At 65.9% G+C, this 21,801-nt stretch carries 20 protein-coding genes; 10 read left to right on the plus strand and 10 right to left on the minus strand.

The features are described from left to right. The first annotated feature begins 134 nt into the window (after positions 1-134). Together GTP77_RS04560 and GTP77_RS04565 are read left to right on the plus strand one after the other, a co-directional pair. Positions 135-710 (plus strand): hypothetical protein, encoded by a 576-nt coding sequence (locus tag GTP77_RS04560; protein WP_161070985.1) that lies wholly within the window; start codon positions 135-137, stop codon positions 708-710. 14 nt (positions 711-724) lie between these two features. Next, positions 725-1,345 (plus strand): hypothetical protein, encoded by a 621-nt coding sequence (locus tag GTP77_RS04565; protein ID WP_161070986.1) that lies wholly within the window; start codon positions 725-727, stop codon positions 1,343-1,345. 189 nt (positions 1,346-1,534) lie between these two features. Here the strand turns inward: GTP77_RS04565 and rsmA are convergent, their stop codons facing one another. From rsmA to GTP77_RS04585, 4 genes are read right to left on the minus strand one after another with little or no spacing between them, the layout of a single operon-like run. Continuing rightward, a complete protein-coding gene (gene rsmA, locus GTP77_RS04570; protein WP_161070987.1) occupies positions 1,535-2,311 on the minus strand; it encodes a 16S rRNA (adenine(1518)-N(6)/adenine(1519)-N(6))-dimethyltransferase RsmA in 777 nt (258 codons plus the stop codon). 17 nt (positions 2,312-2,328) lie between these two features. Beyond that, positions 2,329-3,462, minus strand: a complete 1,134-nt coding sequence (gene pdxA / locus GTP77_RS04575; protein ID WP_161070988.1) for a 4-hydroxythreonine-4-phosphate dehydrogenase PdxA — start codon at positions 3,460-3,462, stop codon at positions 2,329-2,331. A 16-nt stretch (positions 3,463-3,478) separates the two neighbouring features. Next, a complete protein-coding gene (locus GTP77_RS04580; RefSeq protein WP_229202080.1) occupies positions 3,479-4,852 on the minus strand; it encodes a peptidylprolyl isomerase in 1,374 nt (457 codons plus the stop codon). A 42-nt stretch (positions 4,853-4,894) separates the two neighbouring features. Next, positions 4,895-7,138, minus strand: a complete 2,244-nt coding sequence (locus GTP77_RS04585) for an LPS-assembly protein LptD (protein WP_161070990.1) — start codon at positions 7,136-7,138, stop codon at positions 4,895-4,897. A 99-nt stretch (positions 7,139-7,237) separates the two neighbouring features. On the opposite strand from GTP77_RS04585, the gene GTP77_RS04590 reads away from it, so the two are divergent. From GTP77_RS04590 to GTP77_RS04610, 5 genes are read left to right on the plus strand one after another with little or no spacing between them, the layout of a single operon-like run. Beyond that, a complete protein-coding gene (locus GTP77_RS04590) occupies positions 7,238-8,302 on the plus strand; it encodes an aminoglycoside phosphotransferase family protein (RefSeq protein ID WP_161070991.1) in 1,065 nt (354 codons plus the stop codon). Positions 8,303-8,312: 10 nt separating this feature from the next. Continuing rightward, positions 8,313-9,029, plus strand: coding sequence for an N-acetylmuramate alpha-1-phosphate uridylyltransferase MurU (gene murU / locus GTP77_RS04595; RefSeq protein ID WP_161070992.1), 717 nt, complete (start codon positions 8,313-8,315; stop codon positions 9,027-9,029). Continuing rightward, complete coding sequence (gene pepP, locus GTP77_RS04600) at positions 9,026-10,366, plus strand: Xaa-Pro aminopeptidase (RefSeq protein ID WP_161070993.1); 1,341 nt, start codon at positions 9,026-9,028, stop codon at positions 10,364-10,366. Before murU ends, pepP begins: the two co-directional genes overlap by 4 nt. Further along, complete coding sequence (locus GTP77_RS04605; protein ID WP_161070994.1) at positions 10,363-11,526, plus strand: UbiH/UbiF/VisC/COQ6 family ubiquinone biosynthesis hydroxylase; 1,164 nt, start codon at positions 10,363-10,365, stop codon at positions 11,524-11,526. The genes pepP and GTP77_RS04605 overlap by 4 nt, the downstream gene beginning before the upstream one ends. Positions 11,527-11,544: 18 nt before the next feature. Further along, a complete protein-coding gene (locus tag GTP77_RS04610; RefSeq protein WP_161070995.1) occupies positions 11,545-12,480 on the plus strand; it encodes a TIGR02285 family protein in 936 nt (311 codons plus the stop codon). A 13-nt stretch (positions 12,481-12,493) separates the two neighbouring features. On the opposite strand, the gene GTP77_RS04615 is transcribed toward GTP77_RS04610, so the two are convergent. The 3 genes from GTP77_RS04615 to GTP77_RS04625 are packed head-to-tail and all read right to left on the minus strand — an operon-like array spanning position 12,494 to position 15,407. Then, entirely contained in the window at positions 12,494-13,966 is a 1,473-nt protein-coding gene (locus GTP77_RS04615) for an NAD(P)(+) transhydrogenase (Re/Si-specific) subunit beta (protein ID WP_161070996.1), read from the minus strand. Beyond that, a complete protein-coding gene (locus GTP77_RS04620) occupies positions 13,963-14,283 on the minus strand; it encodes an NAD(P) transhydrogenase subunit alpha part 2 (protein ID WP_161070997.1) in 321 nt (106 codons plus the stop codon). The genes GTP77_RS04615 and GTP77_RS04620 overlap by 4 nt, the downstream gene beginning before the upstream one ends. An 11-nt stretch (positions 14,284-14,294) precedes the next feature. Then, on the minus strand, positions 14,295-15,407 hold the full coding sequence (locus GTP77_RS04625; RefSeq protein WP_161070998.1) for a Re/Si-specific NAD(P)(+) transhydrogenase subunit alpha: 1,113 nt from the start codon (positions 15,405-15,407) through the stop codon (positions 14,295-14,297). 265 nt (positions 15,408-15,672) lie between these two features. Between GTP77_RS04625 and GTP77_RS04630 the strand changes: the two genes are divergently transcribed. Together GTP77_RS04630 and mnmA are read left to right on the plus strand one after the other, a co-directional pair. Next, the gene (locus tag GTP77_RS04630) at positions 15,673-16,155 is read left to right on the plus strand and encodes an NUDIX hydrolase (RefSeq protein WP_161070999.1); all 483 of its coding nucleotides are present in this window, start codon (positions 15,673-15,675) and stop codon (positions 16,153-16,155) included. 33 nt (positions 16,156-16,188) lie between these two features. After that, positions 16,189-17,298: a tRNA 2-thiouridine(34) synthase MnmA gene (gene mnmA, locus GTP77_RS04635; RefSeq protein WP_161071000.1), complete on the plus strand. Its 1,110-nt coding sequence runs from the start codon at positions 16,189-16,191 to the stop codon at positions 17,296-17,298. Here mnmA and GTP77_RS04640 read toward each other — a convergent pair whose 3' ends face one another. From GTP77_RS04640 to GTP77_RS04650, 3 genes are read right to left on the minus strand one after another with little or no spacing between them, the layout of a single operon-like run. Beyond that, positions 17,299-17,727, minus strand: coding sequence for an ANTAR domain-containing response regulator (locus GTP77_RS04640; protein ID WP_161071001.1), 429 nt, complete (start codon positions 17,725-17,727; stop codon positions 17,299-17,301). Between the two features lie 22 nt (positions 17,728-17,749). Further along, positions 17,750-18,526 carry a 5'-3' exonuclease gene (locus GTP77_RS04645; RefSeq protein WP_161071002.1) on the minus strand — a complete coding sequence of 259 codons (777 nt, stop codon included), beginning with the start codon at positions 18,524-18,526 and terminating at the stop codon, positions 17,750-17,752. Between the two features lie 59 nt (positions 18,527-18,585). Further along, positions 18,586-19,257 carry a glutathione S-transferase gene (locus GTP77_RS04650; protein ID WP_161071003.1) on the minus strand — a complete coding sequence of 224 codons (672 nt, stop codon included), beginning with the start codon at positions 19,255-19,257 and terminating at the stop codon, positions 18,586-18,588. A gap of 194 nt (positions 19,258-19,451) precedes the next feature. On the opposite strand from GTP77_RS04650, the gene GTP77_RS04655 reads away from it, so the two are divergent. Further along, entirely contained in the window at positions 19,452-21,800 is a 2,349-nt protein-coding gene (locus tag GTP77_RS04655) for a catecholate siderophore receptor Fiu (protein WP_161071004.1), read from the plus strand. Position 21,801: the final 1 nt, after the last annotated feature.

The following is a 21,801-nucleotide window of genomic DNA, read 5'->3' on the forward strand; positions in this document are numbered from 1 at the left end:
TGCCAAAGTCACAAGCTGTTACAAGTTGCCGCTGGCGGATGCACTAAAATAGGCGCCGCATGCGCCTTACGCATCCGCCGCCGCAAGGCCCGGCCTTCCTTACCTTAGTACTTATTTAGTATCTGGAGAGTTTTATGAATAGTTTGACCTCGCGTTGCGGCGCAGCCTTGGTGTTGGCCAGTGCACTGGCCGCTTGCGGCGGCAGCGACAGCGGCAGCCTGCCAGTCAGCGGCAGCATCCTCGGCCTGAACCGTGCCGGCCTGATCCTGAGCAATGGCGGCAAGCAGCTGGTCATCGACGGCACGCCGAGCAACTTCGCCTTCCCCGACCTGCTGGCCCCGGACACGCCGTTTGAAGTGAAGGTCGACAAGAGCCCGGTGGGCCAGGTCTGCACCCCGAGCAGCAACAAGAACAAGATCAACTACTACACCTACAGCACCACGGTGATCAGCTGCACCACCGACCCGTATCCGCTGGGCGGCTCGATCAGCGGCCTGACCGGCAGCGGCCTGGTGCTGGCCAACGGCGACGCCACCGTGGCCCCGCTGCCCGGCACCACCGATTTCACCTTCGTTGCCCAGGTAGCGAACGGCGCGCCCTACGGCGTCAGCGTGCTCAAGCAGCCAACCGGCCAGACTTGCACCGTCGCCAACGGCAACGGCATCATGCCGATCGGCGCCAAACACGACGTCGCCGTCACCTGCAAATAAGCCTGGAGCATAAAATGAAAGTATTTCCTGTACGCACTACCGCCGCGGCGGCCCTGCTGCTGGCCTTGAGCGCCTGCGGCGGCAAGGCGTCGTTCGACGTGACCGGCGTGTTCGTCACCAGCCAAGGCGTGCCGCAACCGGTGGCCAACAGCGGCCTGGTGCTGCAAAACGGCAGCGACACCCTGACGATCCCGGTGGGCGCCACCACGTTCAAGTTCAACAACAGCATTTCCTACGGCACCGAGTACGACATCAAGGTGCTGACCCCGCCCGCCAATATGGATTGCAGCGTGGTCAACGGCGCCGGCTCGGCAGGCCGCACCGCCACCATCTCGGCCAGCGTGATCTGCACCCAGAAGACCTACACCATAGGCGGCACCATCACGGCCGGCAGCATCCTGAACGACACCGTGGTCACGCTGACCAACGGCAGCACGGGCGGCACCGTGGTGCTGACCAAGGACAGCCTCAACTTCACCTTCCCGGCAGCCATCCCGACCGGCCAGCCCTACGGCGTAACGGTGCTTGATATCTCTCCCAAGCCGGAAACCATCCGCTGCACGGTCACCAACGGCAGCGACCTGATGGGCACGGCTCCGCGCGCTAACATCGTGCTGACCTGCGTGCCGAAGTAAGGCGTCATTCAGGAGGAGAATAACTGGTATCGCCAAAATAAATTGGCGATATATTCTGCGGCGCAGCATAATGCACCTGTCTCCTCCATTTCTTCCCAAAGAATTGGATTTAGCCCGCTCCCTGAGCGGGCTTTTTTTTGCCCGCAAAAAACAATGCCAAAACCCCAAAAAGGGGTGGGGACTTGGGGCTTAGGCGGGCTTGAGGAGGTTGGCCAGGGCGACGTACTGCTCCAGCGCGACGGTTTCCGGGCGCACCGTGGGGTCGATGCCGGCTTCCTTGATCTGCTCTTCGGTGAACATGCCGGACAGGCAGTTGCGGATCACCTTGCGGCGCTGCGAGAAGGCTTTCTGCACCACCGCTTCCAGCGTCTCGCGGTCGCAGGCCAGCGGATGGGCCACCGGGATCATGCGCACGATGGCGGACTCCACCTTCGGCGGCGGGTCGAACGCTTCCGGCGGCACCACGAACAGCAGGTCCATCTGGTAGCGCCACTGCAGCATCACCGACAGGCGGCCGTAGACCTTGCTGCCGGGCTCGGCCACCATGCGCTCCACCACTTCCTTTTGCAGCATGAAATGCTGGTCCTGCACCTGCGGCGCGAAGTCCGCCAGGTGGAACAGCAGCGGGCTGGAGATGTTGTACGGCAGGTTGCCGACCACGCGCAGCTTCTGCCCTTCCGGCACCGGGATGCTGCCGAAGTCGAACTTGAGCGCGTCGCCGGAGTGGATGGTCAGCTTCTCGCGCGGGTATTTCTTTTCCAGCCGCGCCACCAGGTCGCGGTCCAGCTCGACCACGTGCATATGCGGCAGGGAGCGCAGCAGCTGGTCCGTCATGGCGGCCAGGCCGGGGCCGATTTCCACCATGGCGTCGCCGGCGCGCGGATTGATCGATTCGGTGATGCTGGACAGGACGTTGTCGTCGTGCAGGAAGTTTTGGCCGAAGCGTTTGCGTGCGATGTGTTTCATGTTTTTCTTTTCAGTGATTAGGCGCGGACGCCGCTGTTGGGCAAGCCGGCTTGCACCGCGTCCGCCATGCGGCGCGCGGTGGCGATGGCCTCCTCCATGCTGCCGCAGTCGGCACGGCCCAGGCCTTGCGCGGCCAGGTCGAGCGCGGTGCCGTGGTCGACCGAGGTGCGTATCAGCGGCAGGCCGAGCGTGATGTTGACGCCGCGCCCGAAGGTGGCGTACTTGAGCACCGGCAAGCCCTGGTCGTGGTACATGGCCAGCACGCAGTCGGCGTGCTGCAGGTATTTGGGCTGGAACAGGGTGTCGGCCGGATAGGGGCCGGTGGCGGCGATGCCGCGCGCCTGCGCCGCCGCGATGGCCGGGGCCACCACGTCGAGGTCTTCGCGCCCCAGGTAGCCGTTCTCGCCCGCGTGCGGGTTCAGGCCGGCCACCAGGATGCGCGGCGCGGCGATGCCGAACTTGGTCTTCAGGTCGTGCGCGATGATGTCCAGCGTGGCGCCCAGGCCTTCCACCGTGAGCGCGCCGGCCACGTCCTTCAGCGGCAGATGGGTGGTGGCCAGGGCCACGCGCAGCGGCGGCGGAGCCGGCGGCGCGGCCTCGCCGGCGGGCGGCATCGCCTGCAGCGGCTGGCCGGCCAGCAGCATCACCACTTGCGCGGCGCCGGTCTTGCCGGCGAAGTATTCGGTGTGGCCGGAGAAGGGCACGCCGGCGTCGTTGATGGTGCTCTTTTGCAGCGGGGCGGTGGCCACCGCTTCGAACCAGCCGGCGGCGACGCCTTCGATGGCGGCGTCCAGCGTGGCCAGCACGGCGCGGCCGTTTTCCTTGTCCAGCGTGCCGGGCGCCACGTGGGCCGCCAGCGGCACGTCGATCACGCTGATGGCGCCGGGACCGAAGTGCGGCAGGCCGCCGTTGCGCACCGCCTGCAGCGACAGGGCGGACAGGCGGATGGCGGGGTCGATGTAGCTGGCCGTCATGGCCAGGAAGGCGGCGTCGCCCAGCAGCACGCAATTGACTTCGTTGCGCATGGCCCAGGCGGCGCGGATGGAGATTTCCGGGCCGATGCCGGCCGGCTCGCCTACCGTGACGGCAATGGCGGGCCGGGTTCCCGATGGGCGCACCCGCGGGCGCCAGGATTGCAGAGTGGCGCTCATCGAGTCTGCCCCTTTCTTATTTCAGGTCGTCGCCGCGGTACTCGACGTAGGCGCGGTCGCGCACCTGGCGCTGCCAGTCTTCCGCCGCTTCCTCGGTCTTGCGTTCGCGGATGGCGTTGCGGGCTGCGGTGCGCTGCTTCTCTTTCGACAGGTCGTCGGTCTTGCGCTCCAGGACTTCGATCAGGTGGTAGCCGAAGCTGGTTTCCACCGGCGTGCTCACTTCGCCTATCTTCAGGCCGTTCATGGCCGCTTCGAATTCCGGCAGCGTGTCGCCCGGCATCAGCCAGCCCAGGTCGCCGCCCTTGGCGGCCGAGGTGTCGTTCGACTGCAGGCGCGCCAGGTCTTCAAACTTGGCGGCCTTGTTGTCCAGGCGTTCCTTCAGGTCTTCCAGCTTGCGCTTGGCGTCGGCCGCGCTGGTGGTGGGCGTGACCTTGATCAGGATGTGGCGCGCGCGCGTCTGCGTGACGGCGGCCGCGGCCTGCGCTTCGGCCATGCTGCGCTTTTCGGTCAGCTTCAGGATGTGGAAGGCGCCCACGCTTTTCATCACCGGCGTGACCTGGCCCGGCTTCAGCTTTTCCAGCGCTTCGGCGAACAGCGGCGGCAGGCGGTCGGCGCTGCGCCAGCCCACTTCGCCGCCCTTGAGCGCGTCGCCGGCGTCGGAGTAGGTGGCGGCCATCTTGGCGAAATCGGCGCCGGTGCGCAGCTGGCGCATCACTTCGTCGGCGCGCGCTTTCTTCTGCGCGATCACTTCCGGCGAGGCGTTTTCCGGGATGCGTATCATGATCTGCGAGATGTTCATCTCGAACTGCTCGGCCGCCATGGCCGCTTCGGCGGCCAGCTGGGCGTCCACTTCGGCGTCCGAGATCTGCACCTTGTTGTCCACCTCATGCTCGCGCAGGCGCTGCATGATGATCTCTTCGCGGATCTCCTCGCGGAAGGCGGCGAAGGTGATGCCTTCTTTTTCCATCTGGTTGCGCATGTCCTGCACGGTCAGCTTCTGCTGCTCGGCGATGCGGGCGATGGCGCGGTCGAGCTGGTTGTCGTCCACCCGCACGCCCATCTCCTTGGCCAGTTGCAGCTGGGCGCGTTCGACGATCATGCGCTCCAGGATCTGGCGCTGCAGGTCGGCGTCGCCGGGCAGCTGCACGTTCTGCGCCTTCATGCGCTGCACCACGGTCTTCACGCGCTCGGTCAGTTCGCGGCGGGTGATGACGTCTTCGTTGACGACCACGGCGATCGAGTCGATCGGCGTGTTGCTGGTCTGGCCTACCGGGACCGGCGGCGTGAAACCTTTCGGCTTGGCGTCCTGCGCCAGGGCTTGGCCGCCGGCGGTGATGGCGCACAGCAGCAGGGCTGCGATCTTGAGTTGGTGCATACGGGCATTACGCATAGATGTGACGCTCATGAGTCAGTGGTGATGGATAACGCCGGGTTAGCGGCGGACATTCTCGTTCAGGCGCTGGTAGCCGGGGATGCTGTTGCGCAGCGCCTCCAGCGGATTGCCGACGCCGAACTTGGACAAACCGTCCAGCTCAAGCTGGAAGAAGATGGGGGTGGACGCTTCCTTGGCGGTGGTCACGAAGCGCTGCGCGCCCATGCGGAACACCCAGCAGTCGCCCTTGTATTCCAGGCCCAGCAGGCCTTCCAGGATCTTCTTGTCCTCCAGGGAGTAGCTGATGCGGCCGACGCCGAACCAGCGCGACGACAGCGGCCACTGGCTCGACAGGTCGACGTTCTTGAACACGGTCTTGTTGCTGACCGTGTCGCGCAGGTAGCGGTAGCCCAGGTTCAGCACCTTCTTCGCGCCCGGGATCCAGCGCACCGCGTGGTTGGAACTGACCACGCGGCTGTCGGCCGGATTGTACTGCAGCGCGCTGTCGAGCACCCAGCTTTCCGAGATCACGCCGCTGGCCGCCAGCAGGATGTCGGACTTGGCGTCGCGCGTGGGTGTGCTCGCGTCCAGCTGCACACGCTGGTCGCTGAAGTAGAAGCGCTGGCCGAAGGCCAGGCGCAATCGCTCGGCGCCGCTCGCTTCCAGGAAGCGCGACACCACGGCCGCCGTGATCTGGTTGGCGTCGCCCACCCGGTCCGAGCCGACGAAGCGGTTCTCGTTGAAGATCTGCGAGAAGTTGAAGGTGGCCGCCGCCGTGTCGAAGTTGGGGAATTCCTTCTGGTCGCGGTACGGCGTCTTCACGTAGAACAGGCGCGGCTCCAGCGTCTGCGTGGCCTCGCGGCCGAACAGCTTGGTGTCGCGTTCGAACACCAGGCCCGAATCGAGCGACATGGTGGGCACGGCGCGCGTGAGGGACTTGCTGTCGCTGCCGTCGTGCGCGTCGAGCTGGTAGGCCGCCGCGTTGAGCATCAGCTTGGGCGTGATGAAGTAGCTGGCGCCGATGATGGGGTAGCTCACCTGCGGCAGCGCCACCAGGCGGTTGCCGCGCGTCAGGGTCGGGTGCCAGAAGCTGGTCAGTTCGCTGTTCAGCTGCCAGTCGAAGCCGGCCACGTCGTAGCGCGCCGCCTGGAAGTTGATCGCCGGCAGGCGGTCGTAGGGGCGCGACACGAACAGCGCGGGATCGGTCTCGGCGGCCGGATCCTGCAGCACCTGGTATTTCTGCACCCGCGCCGACAAGCTCCAGTACTCGCCGCGGTAGTCGGTGCGCAGCTCGCGCAGCAGCTGGCGCTCGGCCGAGCCGGACACGGTCTTGGAGAAGTCGCTCGGGTAGTTGTTGTCCGATGCGGCGCGCACGTTCCAGCCGTAGGTCCAGTCCTTGGCGATGGCCTGCGTGTGGTTGGACGTGATCATCCAGCGGTCGGCATTGGCCAGCTTGTCGTTCGGCAGATACTCGATGAAGGTGTCGCCGGCGTAGCTGCCCGCGTCGGTTTCGCCGATGTAGCGCGCGTGCGCGCCGAGCTGGATGCCGCGCTGGGCGATCAGGCGCGGGAACAGCGTCAGGTCGCGGTTGGGAGCGATATTGAAGTAGTACGGCACCGTCAGTTCGGCGCGGCCCTTGGAGCCGAAGCCCGGGATCGGCGGCAGCCAGCCGGAGCGGCGCGCGCCCGACAGCGAGAACGACATGGCCGGGGTGCCGATGATGGGCACGTTCTTGAAGTAGACGATGGTCTTGCCGGCCACGCCCACGTCGCGCCCGGAGTCCAGGTTCAGCGTGCTCGATTTCAGATACCAGTCCGGATCCGGTCCCTGGCAGGTGCTGTAGGTGCCGTCGATGACCAGCGCCTCGTCCTCGCCCAGGAAGTTGATGCGCCGCGCCTTGCCCTGCGCCGCGTTCAGCTCCAGCTTGTAGGTCGGGTTGAGCATATAGCCCTTGCCCGATTCCAGGTTCAGTTTCAGCTCGTCGCCGGTGTAGTAGTCGCCGTAGCGCCAGATCTTCACGCCGCCGCGCGCCTCGACCTCGTCCTCGACCTGGCGGAAGCAGGCCGTGTCGGCCGTCACGCGGGTCTTGTCGCGCACGATCTCGACGTCGCGCGCCAGATTCAGTTCCCGGTCCGGGCGGCCATCGAATTCCTCGGCACGGATAATGGTCGGCGCGTCCGGGTCGGCCACGTGCGTGCGTTTGGGGGCGGTCTGGGCGTAGCCGGGCACCGCTGTGGCGGTAACGAGGGCCGTGAGCGCGAACGCCCAGCTGTGGGGGCTAGGAGGGACTGAGAACCGGCTCATGAAATGAAGGGGCGAAACACCATTGACAGGCGATTTTTTAACTTTAATCCCTTATTATATGGGAATTGTTCACACCAACCGGATTCCACAGGCTGTTTCATGTCTTTATTGTCTAATTCACCATCCAACGGCGCCCAAGACGGCGCCGACACCCGCCTGATCCTGTTGAAAGATTGGCTCGCTTCCCTCAACCTGGTCGACCCGGCGTCCGCGCGCCCCGCTTCGGCCGACGCCAGCTTCCGCCGCTATTTCCGCGTCGACGTGCTGCCCGCGCACCAGCAGGCCCACGGCGCCACCCTGATCGTGATGGACGCGCCGCCCGAACGCGAGAACGTGCCGGCCTTCGTCAAGGTTGACGCGCTGTTCGCCGCCGCCGGCGTGTCCGTGCCCGCCATCGTGGCGCAGGACGTCGAGCGCGGCTTCCTGCTGCTGCAGGACCTGGGCGTGAGCACCTATCTGCAGGTGCTGGACCCGGACAACGCCTCCACCATGTACGCCGAGGCGCTGGAAGCGCTGGTGCAGATCCAGAAGGCCAGCCAGCCCGGCGTGCTGCCCGAATTCGACCGCGCCTTCATGCTGCGCGAGATGAACCTGTTCCCGGAATGGTACATCGGCAAACACCTGGGCGCCGTGCTGACCGAAGCCCAGGCGGCCGAGCTGCAGAAGGTGTTCGACGCCATCATCGCCAACTGCCTGGCGCAGCAGCAGGTCTATATGCACCGCGATTTCCACTCCCGTAACCTGATGTGGATGGACGAGAAAAACCCCGGCATCCTGGACTTCCAGGACGCCGTCTACGGCCCCATCACCTACGACGTGGCCTCGCTGCTGCGCGACGCCTACATTTCGTGGGACGAGGAGCTGGTGCTGGACTGGGCCATCCGCTACTGGCAGCACGCCAAGGCCGAAGGCCTGCCGGTGAACAAGGACATCGACTCCTTCTACAAGGACTTCGAATACATGGCGCTGCAGCGCCACCTGAAAATCCTCGGCATCTTCTGCCGCCTGAACTACCGCGACGGCAAGCCGATGTACCTGGGCGACCTGCCCACCGTGCTGGATTACGTGCGCAAGACGGCGGGCCGCTACAAGGACCTCAAGCCGCTGGGGCGCCTGCTGGACGCGCTGGAAAACAAGCAGCCCCAAGTCGGCTACACCTTCTGAGGGCGGCGCCATGAAAGCTATGATCTTCGCCGCCGGACGCGGCGAGCGCATGCGCCCGCTCACCGACGCATGCCCCAAGCCGCTGCTGAAGGTGCGCGGCCGGCCGCTGATCGTGTGGCACATCCTGAACCTGGTGCGCGGCGGGATCACGGACATCGTGATCAACCACGCCCACCTGGGCCACATGATAGAGGACGCGCTGGGCGACGGCGGCCAGTTCGGCGCGCAGATCCGCTATTCGCCCGAGCCGGCGGACTCGCCGCTGGAAACGGCGGGCGGCATTGCGCAGGCGCGCCACCTGCTGGGCGAGGAACCCTTCCTGGCCATCTCGGGCGACATCTACTGCCCCTACTTCGACTTCGAGCAGGTCACGGACGTGCTGCACGATAAGGACATGTGGGGCAACCCCTATCCCAAGGACAAGCGCGACGTGGCCTGGGTGTGGCTGACCAAGAACCCGTGGCACAACCCCAAGGGCGACTTCGCGCTGAATATGTACTCGGTGGCCAACGAGGGCGACACGCTGTGGAACTTCGGCAACATCGGCGTGTACCGTCCCGAGATGTTCGACGGCATAGCGCCCGGCCAGCACGCGGGCCTGGGCAAGCTGATACGCAAGTACGCGGACCTGGGCCAGGTGGGCGGCGAGCTGTATGAAGGCGACTGGGTCAACGTCGGCACGGTGGACCAGCTCAATGAACTGAACGGCGTAAAGGCCGCGCCATGAACACCCATGCCCTGCGCCGCAAGCGCCTGCTGGCGCTGATGGAGCCGGGCAGCGTGGCCGTGCTGGCCACCGCGCCCGAAGTGCCGCGCAACAGCGACAGCGACTATCCCTACCGTCACGACAGCCACTTCTACTACCTGACCGGCTTCACCGAGCCGGAGGCGGTGCTGGTGCTGGTGGCGCCGCGCCACGACGAAGCGCCGCAAGCGCTGCTGTTCTGCCGCGAGAAAAACGCCGAGCGCGAAATCTGGGAAGGCTACCGCCACGGCCCGGACGCGGCGCGCGAGGCCTTCGGCTTCGACGCCGCCTTCCCCGTCGCCGCGCTGGACGCCGAAATGGCGCGCCTGCTGGCCAATGTGCCTACCCTGTACGCGCCGCAAGGCCGCGCTGCGCAGCACGCGCAGCTGGAAACCCAGATCAAGCGCTGGGTGGACGCCGTGCGCGGCCAGTCGCGCAGCGGCGTGACGGCGCCGGAAACGCACCACAACCTGCTGCCGCTGATAGACGAAATGCGGCTGATCAAGGACGAGAGCGAGCAGGCCACCATGCTGCGCGCGGCCACCATTTCCGGCCAGGCCCACGCGCGCGCCATGCGCGCATCGCGGCCCGGCATGCATGAATACGAAATCGAAGCGGAGCTGCTGTACGAGTTCCGCCGCAACGGCGCGCAGGCGCCCGCCTACAACTCCATCGTCGCCAGCGGCGCCAACGCCTGCGTGCTGCACTACAACGCCAACAACGCGCAGACGCGCGACGGCGACCTGGTGCTGATCGACGCCGGCTGCGAGCTTGACGGCTACGCCTCCGACATCACGCGCACCTATCCGGTGAACGGCCGCTTCAGCGCACCGCAGCGCGCGCTGTACGAACTGGTGCTGGCGGCGCAGGACGCGGCGCTGCAGGCGATCCGTCCCGGCCAGCCCTACCAGTCGGTGCACGACGCCGCCGTGCGGGTGCTGGTGCAAGGCATGCTGGACCTGGGCCTGCTGGACAAGTCCGGCTATCCCACGCTGGACGCGGCCATCGCCGGCAAGGACTACACGCGCTTCTACATGCACGGCACCGGCCACTGGCTGGGCATGGACGTGCACGACGTGGGCCTGTACCGCGACGTGCGCACCACCGGCACCCCATCGCGCCCGCTGCATGCGGGCATGGTGCTGACGGTGGAGCCGGGCATCTATGTGCGCCCTGCGCCGGACGTGCCGGAGCAGTACTGGAACATTGGCATCCGCATCGAGGACGACGTGCTGGTGACCAACGACGGCTACACCATCCTGAGCGCCGCCGCGCCCAAGACCGTGGACGAGATAGAACAACTGATGCAGCAGCCATGAGCCATATCGAAAACGGCGCGCCCGGCTACGACATCGCCATCTGCGGCGCAGGCCCGGCCGGCATGGCGCTGGCGGCGCTGCTGGCGAAACGCGGCGTGGCGCCGCAGCGCATTGCGCTGGTCGACGCGCGCACCCTGCAGCAAGCCGGCAACGACCCGCGCTCGCTGGCCCTGTCCTACGGCAGCCGCCAGATCCTGGAAGACATCGGCTGCTGGCCCGTGCCCGCCACCGCCATCCACCAGATCCACGTCTCGCGCCGCGGCCAGTTCGGCCGCAGCATGATAGACCGCGGGGAGCACAAGCTGGAAGCGCTGGGCTATGTGAGCCGCTACGGCGCGCTGGTGACGGAACTGGGCGCGGCCTGCGAACGCGCAGGCATCGCCGCGCTGCGTCCCGCGCTGGTGACGGGTATGGAAGAACAGCCCGGCCACGTCGCCATCGCCATCGAGGAAGACGGCCAGCCGCGCACGCTGACGGCCTCCATCGTGGTGCAGGCCGAGGGCGGCCTGTTCGGCGAGCAGCAAGCCAAGGCCCGGCAGCGCGACTACGGCCAGACCGCCATCATCGCGCAGGTGCGCAGCAGCGCGCCGGTGGCGCACCGCGCTTACGAACGGTTTACCGAACAAGGCCCGCTGGCGCTGCTGCCGCAGGATGGGGAATATTCGCTGGTGTGGTGCGTGCGTCCGGACAGCGCTCAGGCGCTGCTTGCGCTGGACGATGCGGCCTTCCTGGAGCAGCTGGGAACAGCCTTCGGCACGCGCGTGGGCAGCTTCACCCACACCTCGCGCCGCGTGGCGTTTCCGCTCGGGCTCAATGCCGGCAAGGCCGGCGGCGATGGCAGGCTGCGCATGGCCGCCATCGGCAACGCGGCGCAGACTTTGCATCCGGTAGCGGGCCAGGGCCTGAACCTCGGCCTGCGCGACGCCGCCGTGCTGGCGCGCCTGCTGGCGCAAGGCGCCACGCCGGCCATGCTGGCGCAGTACGAAGCGCAGCGCAGCGCCGACCGCAGCCTGACCGTGCACCTGACCGACACCATGGCGCGCGTGTTCGCCAACGACTCGCCGGCGCAAGCGCTGCTGGGCGCCTCGCTCGCCGCCATCGACCTGTTCGGCCCCGCGCGCGGCATGCTGGCCGAACTGATGATGTTCGGCCGCCGCTAACCTGCCCACAGCACAGCCATGCCAGCCCATACCGCCGCCCACACTACCCGCAGGCACGCGGCATGGCGCACTGTATCGGCCGCCGCTTGCGCGCTGGCCATCGCGGCGGGACTGGCGCCCGGCGCGGCGCAGGCCAAAGACGTGATGACCTGGGTGATGCCCGACTTCCCGCCCGCAGCCATTCCGGTCAACGGCAAACCCGGCAACGGCGTCGCCGACCAGGCCGTCAACTTCATCACCGCCCGCTGGCCCGACGCCGAGCACCGCTACATCTACGCCAACGCCAGGCGCACCTGGGAAATCCTTGAACGCGGCGAAGCGGTCTGCTTTCCCGCCGCGCTGCGCACGCCGGAGCGCGAGCGCATCGCCTACTTCAGCAACACCAACCTCTTGCCGCCGCCGGTGCTCATCGTGCGCGGCGCCTCGCTGCCCTCGGTGCCGCTGAACAGCGCCGGCGAAGCCGACCTGGCCGCCCTGCTGGAACGCGCCAAGCTGCACGGCATCGTGGTCGACAAGCGCAGCTACGGCGCCGCAGCCGATGGCGCCATTGCGCGCCGGCCCAGGCATTCCAGCTTGCAGATCATTCCGGTCAGCAGCTACGGCGGCAACATCCTCAGGATGATCGCCGCCAAGCGCGCCGACTACACGCTGGACTACGACTTCGCGCTGGCCTACGAAATGTCGCGCGCACCGGAACTGGCAACGCTCAAAACCGTGGCGGTGGCTGGCGGCAGCGCTCCGGTCACCGTCGGCGTGGCCTGTCCGCGCACGCCCTGGGGCCGGGCCGCAATACGGAGGATAGACCGCCTGCTCGGCACACGCGAAGGGGCAGCCGCGCTGATGCAGGCGCAGACCCGCTGGCAAACGGAAGCCAGCCGCCAGCGCCACGCTGCCGCGCTGGCGGAGTTCACCCGCCAGCGCGGCAAACCCAGCCCCGCTTCGGACTACGAATGAAAGAACAGCCGGCTTACTCGACTGCCTTCACCATATCCTCAATCACCTTCTTCGCATCGCCGAACACCATCATGGTATTGGCCTGGTAGAACAGGTCATTGTCCAGGCCCGCATAGCCGGATGCCATGGAACGCTTGTTGACGATGATGCTCTTGGCCTTGTAGGCCTCCAGGATGGGCATGCCCGCGATAGGCGATTTCGGATCTTTCGCGGCCGGGTTCACCACGTCGTTCGCGCCCAGCACCAGCACCACGTCGGTCTGGCCGAATTCGCCGTTGATGTCCTCCATCTCGAACACCTGGTCGTACGGCACCTCGGCTTCGGCCAGCAGCACGTTCATGTGGCCCGGCATGCGGCCCGCCACCGGATGGATGGCGTACTTCACGGTCACGCCCTTGTGCGTGAGCTTTTCCACCAGCTCTTTCAGCGAGTGCTGCGCGCGCGCCACCGCCAGGCCGTAGCCCGGAACGATGATGACGGTTTCCGCATTGGCCATGATGAAGGCCGCATCGTCCGCCGAACCGGATTTCACCGGACGCGCAGGCTGCGAGCCGCCGCCCGACGAAGCCGCCGCCGCGTCGCCGCCGAAGCCGCCCAGGATCACGTTGAAGAAGGAGCGGTTCATGGCCTTGCACATGATGTAGGACAGGATGGCGCCGCTCGAACCCACCAGCGAACCGGCAATGATCAGCATGGAGTTGTTCAGCGAGAAGCCGATGCCGGCAGCGGCCCAGCCGGAGTAGGAGTTCAGCATCGACACCACCACCGGCATGTCCGCGCCGCCGATGGGGATGATGATGAGCACACCCAGCACGAAGGCGATGGCGGTCATGATAATGAACGGCTTCCACGCCGGCTCCACGCCGCCCGCGAACACGAAGGCCAGGCCCAGGCCCACCATGACGATGGCCAGCACCAGGTTCAGCATGTGCTGGCCGGCGAACACCACCGGCGCGCCCTGGAACAGGCGGAACTTGTATTTGCCCGCCAGCTTGCCGAAAGCGATCACCGAACCGGAGAAGGTGATGGCGCCCACGAAGGTGCCGATGAACAGTTCGATGCGGTTGCCGACCGGCAGCGCCTGGCCCGCCTGGGCGATATTGAAGGCGTGCGGCTCGGACACGGCGGCCACCGCGATGCACACTGCGGCCAGGCCGATCAGCGAGTGCATGGCCGCCACCAGTTCCGGCATCTTGGTCATCTCGACCGTCTTGGCGAGATAGGCGCCGATGCCGCCGCCCACCACCACGCCCAACGCCACCAGGCCCAGGCCCAGGCCGTTGCCCGCGCCGGCGCTGGCCGCTTCGGCCCGCAGTTTGAGGATCAGCGCCACCGTGGTGACGGCTGCGATGGCCATGCCGGTCATGCCGAAGGCATTGCCCCGGCGCGCGTTGGCCGGCGACGACAAGCCCTTGAGCGCCTGGATGAAGCACACCGAGGCGATCAAATACATCATCGTGACAAGGTTCAGGCTGATGAAGCTCATGCTTTGTCTCCCGCCGCAGGTTTGGCCTTGGGCTCTTTTTTCTTGAACATCTCCAGCATGCGCTGGGTGACCAGGAATCCGCCGAACACATTGACTGCGGCCAGCGCGACGGCGATGGTGCCGGCAACCTGGCCGGTCAGGCCTTCGGTCAGGCCCGCCGCCAGCATGGCGCCGACGATGATGATGGCCGATACCGCATTGGTCACCGCCATCAGCGGCGTATGCAGCGCGGGCGTGACGCCCCAGACCACGTGGTAGCCGACGTAGATCGCCAGCACGAAGATAATGAGATTGGTGATGGTGTGGCTAACTTCCATTTTTATTCTCCTTATTTGCGCAAGACCACGCTGTCGGCGCACACCAGAGTGGCCTTCAGGATTTCGTCTTCGCGGTCGATCACCAGCTTGTCTTCTTTGTCGATGATCAGTTTGAGGAAGTCCAGCACGTTGCGCGCATACAGGGCGGACGCGTCGGCCGCAACGTGGCAGGCCAGGTCCGGCTCGCCGACGATGTGCACGCCGTGCTTGATGACAGTCTTGTTCAGTTCCGACAGCGGGCAGTTGCCGCCCTGGCTCACCGCCAGGTCGACAATCACGGAGCCCGGCTTCATGGCTTTCACGGTCTCTTCCGAGATCAGCACCGGCGCGGCGCGGCCCGGGATCAGCGCGGTGGTGATGATGATGTCGGCCAGCTTGGCGCGTTCATGCACCAGTTCCGCCTGGCGCTTCATCCAGTCCGCCGGCATGGAACGGGCATAGCCGCCCACGCCTTGCGCGATCTCTTTTTCTTCATCGGTGAGGAACGGCACGTCGATGAACTTGGCGCCCAGCGATTCCACCTGCTCCTTCACCGGCGGCCGCACGTCGGAGGCCTCGATCACCGCGCCCAGGCGCTTGGCCGTGGCGATGGCCTGCAGGCCCGCCACGCCCACGCCCATGATCAGCACGCGGGCCGCTTTCACGGTGCCGGCGGCGGTCATCAGCATGGGCATGAAGCGCTGGTAGGTATTGGCGCCCACCAGCACCGCCTTGTAGCCGGCGATGTTGGCCTGCGAGGACAGCACGTCCATCGACTGCGCGCGCGTAATGCGCGGCACCGCTTCCAGCGCAAAGGCCTGCAGCCCGGCGGCGGCCATGGCGGCGATGTTCTCGGCGTCGAATGGGTTGAGCATGCCGATGAGGACGGTGCCGGCCTTCATCAGCGCGCGCTCCTCCGCGTTCGGGGCGCGCACCTTGAGCACCACGTCGGCGCCGTAGGCGTCCGCCGCTGTGCCTATGGTGGCGCCGGCCGCGGCGTAAGCCTCGTCCGTCACCGAGGCCGTCAAGCCGGCCCCCGCCTGCACGATGATCTGATGCTTGGCAGCGAGTTTTTTTACAGTTTCAGGCGTCGCCGCAACCCGGGTTTCCCCTGGCCGTGTCTCCGCCGGTATGCCTATTCTCATGTAGCCTCCAGAAGTTGCAAAATAGTGTTGCTCTTTGTAGAACATAGCACGGTTTTCCTGAAAGCTAACCTTTTTAGCCCGGCAACAACCATCGCCTGTCGCGCATAAGACACCCCCGGTTTCACACCGTGGAAACGCCATCCCATGTGGTGCAAAACAAGCCCCTGGAAACCGGTTTTAATCGAACTTTCCCTCTATTTAGGCGACATCGGAACGCAACGCATCGGAACAAGCTAAAATGGCGGCTCTTTCAAGGAAGAGACACATGCCGCGAACCTGGAGACCCTCTGTAACCGTTGCCGCCGTCATTGAGCGCGATGGCAAATTCCTATTGATCGAGGAGGAGACCAGCGATGGCATACGGCTGAACCAGCCCGCGGGCCACCTGGATCCGTTTGAATCGCTGGAGCAGGCCGTGGTGCGCGAAGTGCTGGAGGAAACCGCCTACGATTTCACGCCTACCGGACTGGTGGGCATGTATATGTCGCGCTACCGTTCGGCACGCACCGGCGAGGCCGTGCAGTACCTGCGCTTCGCCTTTTGCGGCGTGGCCGGCGCCCTGCATGAGGGCCGTCCGCTGGACGACGGCATCCTGCGCACCATGTGGCTCACGCGCGACGAAATTGCCGCCTGCGCGGAGCGCCACCGCAGTCCTTTGCTGCTCACCTGCGTGGACGAGTACCTGGCGGGCAAGCGCGCGCCCTTGGAGCTTTTGCACACACATGACTCCGTGTTCGGCGAAGTTTAAGCGAAGTTATAAGAAGTTTGACGGAAATCAAGAATGAGTAAGAAAAAAGTCGTTATCGGCATGTCGGGCGGGGTGGACTCCTCGGTCGCGGCGTGGATGCTCAAAGAACAGGGTTACGAGGTGATCGGCCTGTTCATGAAGAACTGGGAAGATGACGACGACTCCGAATACTGCTCCACCCGCCAGGACTGGATAGACGCGGCCAGCGTGGCCGACGTGGTGGGCGTGGACATCGAGGCCGTCAACTTCGCCGCCGAATACAAGGACCGCGTGTTCGCCGAGTTCCTGCGCGAATACCAGGCCGGCCGCACGCCCAATCCGGACGTGCTGTGCAACGCCGAGATCAAGTTCAAGGCCTTCCTCGACCACGCCATGCACCTGGGCGCGGACCTGATCGCCACCGGCCACTATGCGCGCGTGCGCCACAACACGCTGAATGATCGCTTCGAGCTGCTGAAGGCCTTCGACCACACCAAGGACCAGAGCTATTTCCTGCACCGCCTGAACCAGGCGCAGTTGTCCAAGACCCTGTTCCCGCTGGGCGAAATCCCGAAAACCGAAGTGCGCAAGATCGCCGAGAAGCTGCAGCTGCCGAACGCCGCCAAGAAGGATTCGACCGGCATCTGCTTTATCGGCGAACGCCCGTTCCGCGAGTTCCTGGGCCGCTACCTGCAGCACAAGCCGGGTCCGATGAAGACGCCGGACGGCAAGGTGGTGGGCGAGCACGTGGGCCTGTCCTTCTACACGCTGGGCCAGCGCAAGGGCATAGGCATAGGCGGCGTGAAGACCTACCAGAACGCCGACGGTTCCAGCGACGCGTGGTATGTGGCGCGCAAGGACATCGAGAGCAATACGCTGTGGGTGGTGCAGGGACACGACCATCCGTGGCTGCTGTCGTCCGCGCTGACGGCGGACCAGGCCAGCTGGATCGCGGGCGTGGCGCCCGAGGCCGGCCGCATCTCGGCCAAGACCCGCTATCGCCAGGCCGACGTGCCGTGCGACGTGGCGGCGGACGGCATGCTCAACTTCTCGCTGGGCTTCCCGGACGCGCAGTGGGCGGTCACGCCCGGCCAGTCGGCCGTGCTGTACGACGGCGACGTGTGCCTGGGCGGCGGCATCATCGCCGCCTCGACGTTCGAATAATCAGGCCTCGCCGGCGCCGTTTTCGGCCGCGCCGTTCTGATCCGCCAGCGCTTTCTGCTGGCGTTTTACCATGGCGATCACGGTATTGCGGATGGTGTTGAGCACCGTGCCGGCGTTGAAGGGCTTGACGATAAAACCGTTCACGCCCATGGCGTGGGCCTTCTGCACGGTGGCCGCGTCAAACTCGCTCGAGACCATGAAGATCAGCGACTTCGGCCAGCCCTTGCGCAGCTCGGCCACGGAGGCCTCGTCGGCGTCGAACACGTCGCGCGCAATGCAGACGAGCTGCGGCTGGTACTTCACCATCAGCGCGATGGCGCTGGCGCCGGTATGGCCCTGGCCCACCACGTCGTAGCCGCCGTCCAGCAGCACCGTATTCAGCAAGCCGCGCGCCACCGCACTGGTGTCGACTATCACAGCTTTTAACATCTCTCACCCCACTTGTTTATCTTTACGCGGATTCCCAGGCCAGCATATTCCAGCTCACGCCGACCCGCACATCCGTCTTCAACTGCACCAGCTGACGAGAAAGATACAGCATCTCGCGCTCTTTTCGTAAGGTTTCCCCCAGCGTGTCCTTGAGGATGCCGGCGCCGGCCATGATGGCGTCCAGACTGCCGTATGTGCGCAACAGTTTGGCCGCCGTCTTCAGGCCCACCTTGGACACGCCGGGAATGCTGTCGGTGGCGTCGCCCATCAGCGCCAGCAGGTCCGGCAGCTGCTCGGGCGGCACGCCCCATTTCTTCTCGCACCAGGCATGGTCGTGCCACTCGCTCTTGAAATGGTCCCACACCAGCGCGCCCTGGGCAACCAGGCAATGCAGGTCCTTGTCGGTGGTGGCCACCACGGCGGCGCCGCGGTCCTCGGCCAGCCAGCGCAGCACGACGGTGCCGATCACGTCGTCCGCCTCCACGTCCGGCAGGCTGACCACGCGCAGGCCGAAGCGGCCCAGGCTCTGGTAGAACTCCGGCAGCGCCTCGCGCAGCACGCCGGGCATGGGCGCGCGGCCCTCGCGGTAGCCGGCGTAGAGCTGGTGGCGCCAGGTGGCGCCGCCATAGTCGAAGGCCGGCAGCACGTGCGTGGGCTGGTGGTCGGTGATCAGGTTGCGGAACGAGGACAGCGCATGGCGCAGCGCGATTTCGGCCTTCAGGTCCGAATCGGGTTCGGGGCTGGCTTCATACACGCGGCGCACAATGTTCAAGCCGTCGATGGCGAGGAGTCTACCCATGAAAAATCTGCGTCTGGTTCAGTGGCGCCATTCTAGCACTGGCGCCACAGCCCGGCGCCTCAGCGCAGCAGTTCGTAAGGGCCGCCTTTTTCCAACGCGCGCTGGTAGGCCGGGCGGGCGTGGATGCGCTCCAGGAAGGCCATCAGGCGGGGCCGGCTGCGCGCAAGGCCGCCGCGCGCGGCCGCCGCTTCGAGCGGGAAGCTCATCTGCACGTCGGCCGCGCTGAACTCGGCGCCGGCGAACCATTCGGTCTTGCCCAGCTCCCCTTCCAGGTAGTCCAGGTGGCGCTCGATCTGCGGCAGGATGTAGCTGCCCTTGACCTTGGCCGCGATGGCCTTGGCGATGGGCTTGACGAAGAACGGCGCCGGGCCGCTCTCGACCCGGTCGAACACCAGCTTCATCAGCAGCGGCGCCATGGCCGAGCCTTCGGCGTAGTGCAGGAAATAGGTCCAGCGCCGCTTGTCGGCCGTGCCGGCGGGCGGCACCAGCCTGCCGTTGCCGTACTTCTCCACCAGGTATTCGATGATGGCGCCCGACTCGGCCACGGTGGCGTCGCCGTCGGTGATGACGGGCGACTTGCCCAGCGGATGGATGGCGCTCAGCTCCGGCGGCGCCAGCATGGTCTTGGCGTCGCGCTGGTAGCGCACGATCTGGTACTCCAGCCCCAGTTCCTCGAGCAGCCACAGCACGCGCTGCGAACGTGAATTGTTCAGGTGGTGGACCACAATCATGACGCTTCCCTCATACAGTGCCCGGGCATGGCCCGCAATCCGCCAGCTTAGCATTTCCACCATCTTCCCGGTGTATCGCTTCCCAGTGCGAATAGTAATCGAAATGGGAATGATAACAATTCTCGTTTACATAAACGCATACAGTTGCTATCATCTTGCTCGATCTTTACAAACTTTTACCGAGAAGACACACCATGGCAATCACAAGCCGCAAGCACGCAACCCCAGCTTTCACTCCCATGAACACGCTCCTGGCCGCCATGCTGCTGCCGATGGCTGCCACCGGCCACGCGGCCGACGCCGCGCCTGCCGCAGCAAGCGCAACCGCCGCGGCGGCAGCGCCCGCGACCATGCAGGAAGTGCGCGTGGAAGGCGCGAAAGAGAACGACTTCAAGGCCGACCGCGCCGCCTCTGCCAAGTACAGCGAACTGCTGGTGAACACGCCGCAGACCATCACCGTCATCAAGCGCGAGCTGATCGAGCAGCAAGGCGCCGCCACGCTGACCGAGGCGCTGGCCAACACCCCGGGCGTGGGCGCCTTCTTCCTGGGCGAGAACGGCAACACCAACACCGGCGACGCCATCTTCATGCGCGGCTTCGACGCCTCCAGCAGCATCTACGTGGACGGCGTGCGCGACATGGGCTCGATCTCGCGCGACGTGTTCAACGTTGAACAGATCGACATCCTGAAAGGCCCCGCCGGCACCGACAGCGGCCGCGGCGCGCCCACCGGCTCGATCAACCTGAGCTCCAAGCAAGCCCACATGCAGGACGCCTACTCGGGCCGCGTGACCTTCGGCAGCGCCGAACAGAAGCGCGCCACCGCCGACGTGAACCAGGTGATCAGCGCCGAGAAAGGCATCGCCTTCCGCTTCAACGCGCTGGCGCAGGACAGCGGCAAGCCGGGCCGCGACGTGGTCAAGAACAAGCGCTGGGCCATCGCGCCGACCGTCGCCTTCGGCATCGGCAGCCCCACCCGTTTGACGCTGAGCTATCTGCACGTAGACCAGGACAACGTCCCCGACGGCGGCGTGCCCACAATCGGCCTGCCCGGCTACACCAGCCCTGGCACCGCAGCCGCGCCGCGTCCGGAACTGAACACCGCCGCCATGGTCAATCCCAAAGGCTTCTACGGCTCCAGCAGCGACTACGACAAAGTGAAAGCCGACATGGCCACCGTGCGCGTGGACCACGACTTCTCGCCCACCGTCAAGCTGCAGAACACCTCGCGCTTCGGCAAGACCGACCAGGACTACCTGCTGACCGCCTTCATGGGCACCGCCGCCAACCTGGTCACGCGCGCCAACAACAACACCGGCGCCGTGCTGGACCCGTCGGCCTGGCTGCTGAAACGCACCACCCGCACCATCAAGGACCAGCGCAACGAAATCCTGACCAACCAGACCAACCTGACCGCCGAATTCGACGCCGCCGGCATGAAGCACACCGCCATCGCCGGCCTGGAATTCACCAACGAGAAGCAAGTCAGCTACAGCTACCTGGCCGCCAGCCTGGGCACCCTGGCCGACACGCCGCTGTACAACCCGGACTCCTCGATCAAACCGGTCGGCCTGAACCCGGTGCGCAACGGCGCCATGACCGACGGCAGCACCAACACCCAGAGCCTGTACCTGTTCGACACGGCCAAGCTGGGCGAGCAGTGGATGTTCAGCGGCGGCATCCGCGCCGACCACTTCCGCACCACCTACAACGCCATCACGCTGTCGACCGCCGCCGCCAATCCAACGCTGCCGGTCGGCACCCTGCTGCCGGCCAATATGAACCTGTCCGACACCCTGGTGAACGGCAAACTCTCGGCGCTGTACAAGCCGACCCCCGACAGCAGCGTATACGCCACCGTGGCCACGTCCAAGCAGCCGCCGGGCGGCTCCAACTTCTCGCTGTCGGCCAGCGCCAGCAGCGCGGCCAATCCGAAGTTCGACCCGCAGGAAACCACCACCCAGGAAATCGGCGGCAAGTGGGACCTGCTGAAACAGAAACTGGCCCTGACCGGCGCCATCTACCGCACCACCGTGAAGAACGAGGTTGAGCAGGACCCGATCGACCTGCAGTACTACCAGACCGGCAAGAAGCGCGTGGAAGGCGTGGAGATCGGCGTGACCGGCGAGCTGGCCAAGAACTGGCTGATCAGCGCAGGCTATGCCCACATGAAGACCGAAGTCCTGGCCGGCAAGACCATCACCGCCAATGGCCAGAACCAGCTGACCTACACGCCCAAGGACTCCTTCACCGCGTGGACCTCGTACACGCTGCCCTTCGGCCTGAAAGTGGGCGGCGGCCTGCGCTACTCCGGCAAGCTGCTGCGCGGCACCGACGGCGCGGTCGGCACCCCGGCCTACGCCGACGGCTACTGGGTGGCCAACGCCATGGCGGCCTACACCGTCAACAAGAACGTGGACCTGCAGCTGAACGTGAATAACATCACCGGCGAAGAGTACGTTGCGGCGATCAACAAGTCCGGCTACCGCTACACCCCGGGCGTGCCGCGCTCGGCCAGCCTGACCGCCAACATCCGCTTCTAAG

It is taken from the genome of Pseudoduganella aquatica, assembly GCF_009857595.1.
Taxonomy (GTDB): Bacteria; Pseudomonadota; Gammaproteobacteria; order Burkholderiales; family Burkholderiaceae_D; genus Rugamonas; species Rugamonas aquatica_A.

Excerpts from the sequence above, each read along its gene's own strand:
- GTP77_RS04640 (WP_161071001.1), bottom strand. The coding sequence starts at position 17,727 with ATGTTAAAAGCTGTGATAGTCGACACCAGTGCGGTGGCGCGCGGCTTG.
- GTP77_RS04580 (WP_229202080.1), bottom strand. The coding sequence starts at position 4,852 with ATGCGTAATGCCCGTATGCACCAACTCAAGATCGCAGCCCTGCTGCTG.
- pepP (WP_161070993.1), top strand. The coding sequence starts at position 9,026 with ATGAACACCCATGCCCTGCGCCGCAAGCGCCTGCTGGCGCTGATGGAG.
- pdxA (WP_161070988.1), bottom strand. The coding sequence starts at position 3,462 with ATGAGCGCCACTCTGCAATCCTGGCGCCCGCGGGTGCGCCCATCGGGA.
- GTP77_RS04615 (WP_161070996.1), bottom strand. The coding sequence starts at position 13,966 with ATGAGCTTCATCAGCCTGAACCTTGTCACGATGATGTATTTGATCGCC.
- murU (WP_161070992.1), top strand. The coding sequence starts at position 8,313 with ATGAAAGCTATGATCTTCGCCGCCGGACGCGGCGAGCGCATGCGCCCG.
- GTP77_RS04560 (WP_161070985.1), top strand. The coding sequence starts at position 135 with ATGAATAGTTTGACCTCGCGTTGCGGCGCAGCCTTGGTGTTGGCCAGT.
- rsmA (WP_161070987.1), bottom strand. The coding sequence starts at position 2,311 with ATGAAACACATCGCACGCAAACGCTTCGGCCAAAACTTCCTGCACGAC.
- GTP77_RS04630 (WP_161070999.1), top strand. The coding sequence starts at position 15,673 with ATGCCGCGAACCTGGAGACCCTCTGTAACCGTTGCCGCCGTCATTGAG.
- GTP77_RS04590 (WP_161070991.1), top strand. The coding sequence starts at position 7,238 with ATGTCTTTATTGTCTAATTCACCATCCAACGGCGCCCAAGACGGCGCC.
- GTP77_RS04655 (WP_161071004.1), top strand. The coding sequence starts at position 19,452 with ATGGCAATCACAAGCCGCAAGCACGCAACCCCAGCTTTCACTCCCATG.
- GTP77_RS04620 (WP_161070997.1), bottom strand. The coding sequence starts at position 14,283 with ATGGAAGTTAGCCACACCATCACCAATCTCATTATCTTCGTGCTGGCG.
- mnmA (WP_161071000.1), top strand. The coding sequence starts at position 16,189 with ATGAGTAAGAAAAAAGTCGTTATCGGCATGTCGGGCGGGGTGGACTCC.
- GTP77_RS04650 (WP_161071003.1), bottom strand. The coding sequence starts at position 19,257 with ATGATTGTGGTCCACCACCTGAACAATTCACGTTCGCAGCGCGTGCTG.
- GTP77_RS04645 (WP_161071002.1), bottom strand. The coding sequence starts at position 18,526 with ATGGGTAGACTCCTCGCCATCGACGGCTTGAACATTGTGCGCCGCGTG.
- GTP77_RS04605 (WP_161070994.1), top strand. The coding sequence starts at position 10,363 with ATGAGCCATATCGAAAACGGCGCGCCCGGCTACGACATCGCCATCTGC.
- GTP77_RS04565 (WP_161070986.1), top strand. The coding sequence starts at position 725 with ATGAAAGTATTTCCTGTACGCACTACCGCCGCGGCGGCCCTGCTGCTG.
- GTP77_RS04625 (WP_161070998.1), bottom strand. The coding sequence starts at position 15,407 with ATGAGAATAGGCATACCGGCGGAGACACGGCCAGGGGAAACCCGGGTT.
- GTP77_RS04610 (WP_161070995.1), top strand. The coding sequence starts at position 11,545 with ATGCCAGCCCATACCGCCGCCCACACTACCCGCAGGCACGCGGCATGG.
- GTP77_RS04585 (WP_161070990.1), bottom strand. The coding sequence starts at position 7,138 with ATGAGCCGGTTCTCAGTCCCTCCTAGCCCCCACAGCTGGGCGTTCGCG.